This is a genomic window from Moorena sp. SIO2C4 (assembly GCF_010672485.1).
Taxonomy (GTDB): Bacteria; Cyanobacteriota; Cyanobacteriia; order Cyanobacteriales; family Coleofasciculaceae; genus Moorena; species Moorena producens.
In genome coordinates this window covers 1-3,403 of the sequence record NZ_JAAHGN010000849.1, presented here as the reverse complement: position 1 = coordinate 3,403, position 3,403 = coordinate 1, and the positions used below count along the sequence as shown (strand labels likewise).

The following is a 3,403-nucleotide window of genomic DNA, read 5'->3' as shown; positions in this document are numbered from 1 at the left end:
TTCTCACCTGGCGAGGACTGTTAAACAGTACTTTTCCAGAGAAACCCCGCTGTGGTGGGTTACAGTAGCGGATGGGAACGTTTCTAGGAAAGGCTCTATCGTAACTCATCCCTTGCCAGTTGGTTGTGCGAGTCCCTTAATCCCAAATTGCCTACTGGCGAGGTAGAAATTTACGCTCTTTACATTGAACTGCTCAATAAAGTGCGTAAGCAGTTGCCATTTCAGGTGTCCAGTGCTGATACTGAGTCAGTGCGAGAAGACTTACGGCTGAAGTATCGCTATTTGGACTTAAGACGCGATCGCATGAGCAAAAACGTGCAACTGCGCCATCAAGTGATTAGAGGAATTCGCCGTTACCTGGAAGATGAACAAGGCTTCATCGAAGTGGAAACCCCAGTGCTAACTCGTTCCACTCCCGAAGGTGCTAGAGACTATCTTGTCCCCTCCCGTGTGAATCCGGGTCAGTGGTACGCTCTGCCCCAATCCCCCCAATTGTTTAAGCAGCTGTTGATGGTATCGGGTATGGATCGATACTACCAGATTGCCCGGTGTTTCCGAGATGAAGACCTCAGAGCTGACCGACAGCCGGAGTTTACCCAGTTGGACATGGAAATGTCGTTTATGTCCCAAGAGGAAATTCTCCAGCTTAATGAGACATTAGTATGTCACATTTTTAAGACAGTCAAAGGTATTGATATCCCCAGACCATTCCCCCGCCTCACTTACGCTGAAGCCATGGAACGCTACGGAAGTGATAAACCCGATACTCGCTTTGGCTTAGAACTAGTCAATGTCTCTGATTTGATGAAAGATTCTGGCTTCAAAGTCTTTTCCGGTGCAGTAAAGACTGGGGGTGTAGTCAAAGTTCTACCTATTCCTGGTGGTAATGAAGCTATATCGAATGTCCGGATTAAACCAGGGGGTGACTTATTCAAAGAAGCAAGCGAAGCTGGTGCTAAGGGGATAGCTTACATCCGGGTGAGGGAAGGAGGTGAAATTGATACCATCGGGGCGATTAAGGATAACCTAAGTCATAGCCAAAAACAGCAGTTATTAGAGGCAACTGGTGCTACTGCTGGTCATTTGCTGCTTTTTGGTGCTGGTTCAGCTGACATCGTCAATAAAACCCTCGACCGCTTACGACTTGTGATTGGTCAAGAGTTAGGATTAATTGATTCAACAAAGATTAACTTACTCTGGGTAACAGACTTCCCCATGTTTGAGTGGAATGCCGATGAAAAGCGTTTAGAAGCACTGCACCACCCATTTACAGCTCCCCATCCTGATGACTTAGATGATCTGAAAACGGCTCGAGCTCAAGCCTATGACTTAGTATGGAACGGGGTAGAAATCGGTGGTGGTAGTCTCCGGATATACCAGCCAGAGATTCAGCAACAGGTTTTTGAAGCTATTGGCTTGTCTGAAGAAGAAGCTCACAGTAAGTTTGGGTTTCTGCTGGAAGCCTTTGACTATGGTGCCCCTCCTCACGGTGGGATTGCTTATGGTTTGGATCGGCTAGTGATGCTATTGGCTGGGGAAGAATCGATTCGGGATGTGATTGCTTTCCCGAAAACCCAACAAGCACGTTCTTTGCTAACCGATGCTCCAGGTGGTGTGGATGATAAACAGTTAAAGGAGTTGTACGTAGCTTCTACCTATCACGATGAAGCATGAAATATGAAGTATGAAATATTATGAAGTATCAAGTATGAAGTATCAAGACTTCATTCTTCATCTTGATTAGAAGAGCGATCGCTTGGAGGTTCATTTAACCATGCCAGTGCCGCACCGCCAACTTCTGATAGAATACTGATCAAACGATACAAGGCAACCGAACTCAGCACCACTGCCGGAGCAAAGTCATGCTCTAGTAAACCCACTGCAGTGGCTTCAAATACCCCAACTCCCCCTGGTGCCCCTGGGACAATTAAGCCCAACAGCCAAGCTACACTAAACCCACTAAGCAACAGGGGGAGTTGGCTGGGGCTGATTGGACTTAAGGCTAACAGGGTAAGCAAAAAGCCTGAACCTCGCAATCCCAAAAAGCCCAATTCCCCCAACAATGGTAGGATTGGGTAGCGCTTGACCCGGATAATCTGATCAACACCCGATTCAATGCTTTTCTTCTTACCTGTTAATTTAGCTAAATACTGTAGGCATGGGTTTAAACACCAAGGATGAATCAGTATCAGTACAGCAAACAGAATTGGGAGTTGAATGATCCGGCTGGCCAAAGGAGAGCTGATCAAAGCCAGCAATAAAGCACCTACTGCCATCATGGGAGGTTCCATTAACACGCTCAGAGTAGCTACTCCCAATGGAACTCCTGCTGTTTTCGCTGCCCAGATCCGACCATAGAAGTGCCAAACGTTACCTGGTAAGTATTTGGCAATGTTAACTTTGAGATAGATCCGGATACACCACCCAACCCCTGGTTCTTGGTCGAATTCCCGCAGCATCCAATGCCAAACCCAGCCAGTCCAGGTGTGGGCTAGTAATGTCACGCCAACAGCGATCGCTAAACAAGTCCATCCAGAAGTGCTGATCCGAATCGCTAGCACTTCTTGCCAGTTGTCTTTCAAGGCTTTTGCTAAAAAGAATAATGTCCCACCTAAGATTACCCAGCGTAGGTAAGGTTTTAGGGGTGATAGGACTCGCTTAATCGCTACATTCATTGACTATCTATTCTACCATTTTTACAAAGTAATACGACACGAACGAAGATATCACAAATGACAGACAAAGAATGACAGTGATAAAATGCTAAAGACTCAATTAGATTACTAATAGTTGTAAATATATATCTGAAGTATAGCATTTTTTAGTAAAATTTATAAGTGTTCCTCGACTGTGATCGAGTCAGCCTGTTTACAGCAAATTGGGTTATGACGAGGTCACTATTGCAACAGTTTTTTGCCCAAGAGGATTGAGCGTTTACCGTTGACGGTTAACAGTCAAATTCAAGGATAGTCTTACCAGTAAATTACATCTTTAAGCGGCAACTTAGTATTAGACTCGCTTACACTCGAAAGCAAGGGGCTTTGTAGCAGTAGCATCACTATGCCAGAAAACATGTCGGACAAGCCATCGTTCCAAAACAAGTCAAAAGCTTTGGAACCGGAAGAAAACTTGGTCATGGGGTTGTGGGGAAAATTCACCTCACAGTTTAACGACGGAAAATCAACCTCACAGTTTCAAGACAAGTATTACCAAAGCTTAGTCTACGGTTTTCGTGACTTGAAGACAGTAGTGTTGAACACAAGGCTATCAAGGTTGGATTTCGAGCAGGTATTTGTCCCCCTAAGATTCGCTACAAAAATTCCAGGTAATAGACCATTACCTAAGACAAACTCCCATCAATCTCAGATCAGTCCGGAAATTTGGGATTTTATCGCCAAAATAA

General features: G+C 45.1%; 2 protein-coding genes and 1 pseudogene. 2 read left to right on the top strand and 1 reads right to left on the bottom strand.

The window, feature by feature from the left end; genetic code table 11:
• Nucleotides 1–129 precede the first annotated feature (129 nt).
• Nucleotides 130–1,674 (top strand): annotated as a pseudogene (gene aspS / locus F6K20_RS30210) (aspartate--tRNA ligase); the annotation flags it as partial.
• 50 nt (nt 1,675–1,724) lie between these two features.
• On the opposite strand, the gene F6K20_RS30205 reads toward aspS, so the two are convergent.
• A complete protein-coding gene (locus F6K20_RS30205; RefSeq protein ID WP_008181983.1) occupies nt 1,725–2,675 on the bottom strand; it encodes a lysylphosphatidylglycerol synthase transmembrane domain-containing protein in 951 nt (316 codons plus the stop codon).
• A 385-nt stretch (nt 2,676–3,060) separates the two neighbouring features.
• Between F6K20_RS30205 and F6K20_RS30200 the strand changes: the two genes are divergently transcribed.
• Nucleotides 3,061–3,403 (top strand): hypothetical protein (locus F6K20_RS30200; RefSeq protein WP_287297162.1); only part of this gene is annotated, 343 nt, incomplete at its 3' end.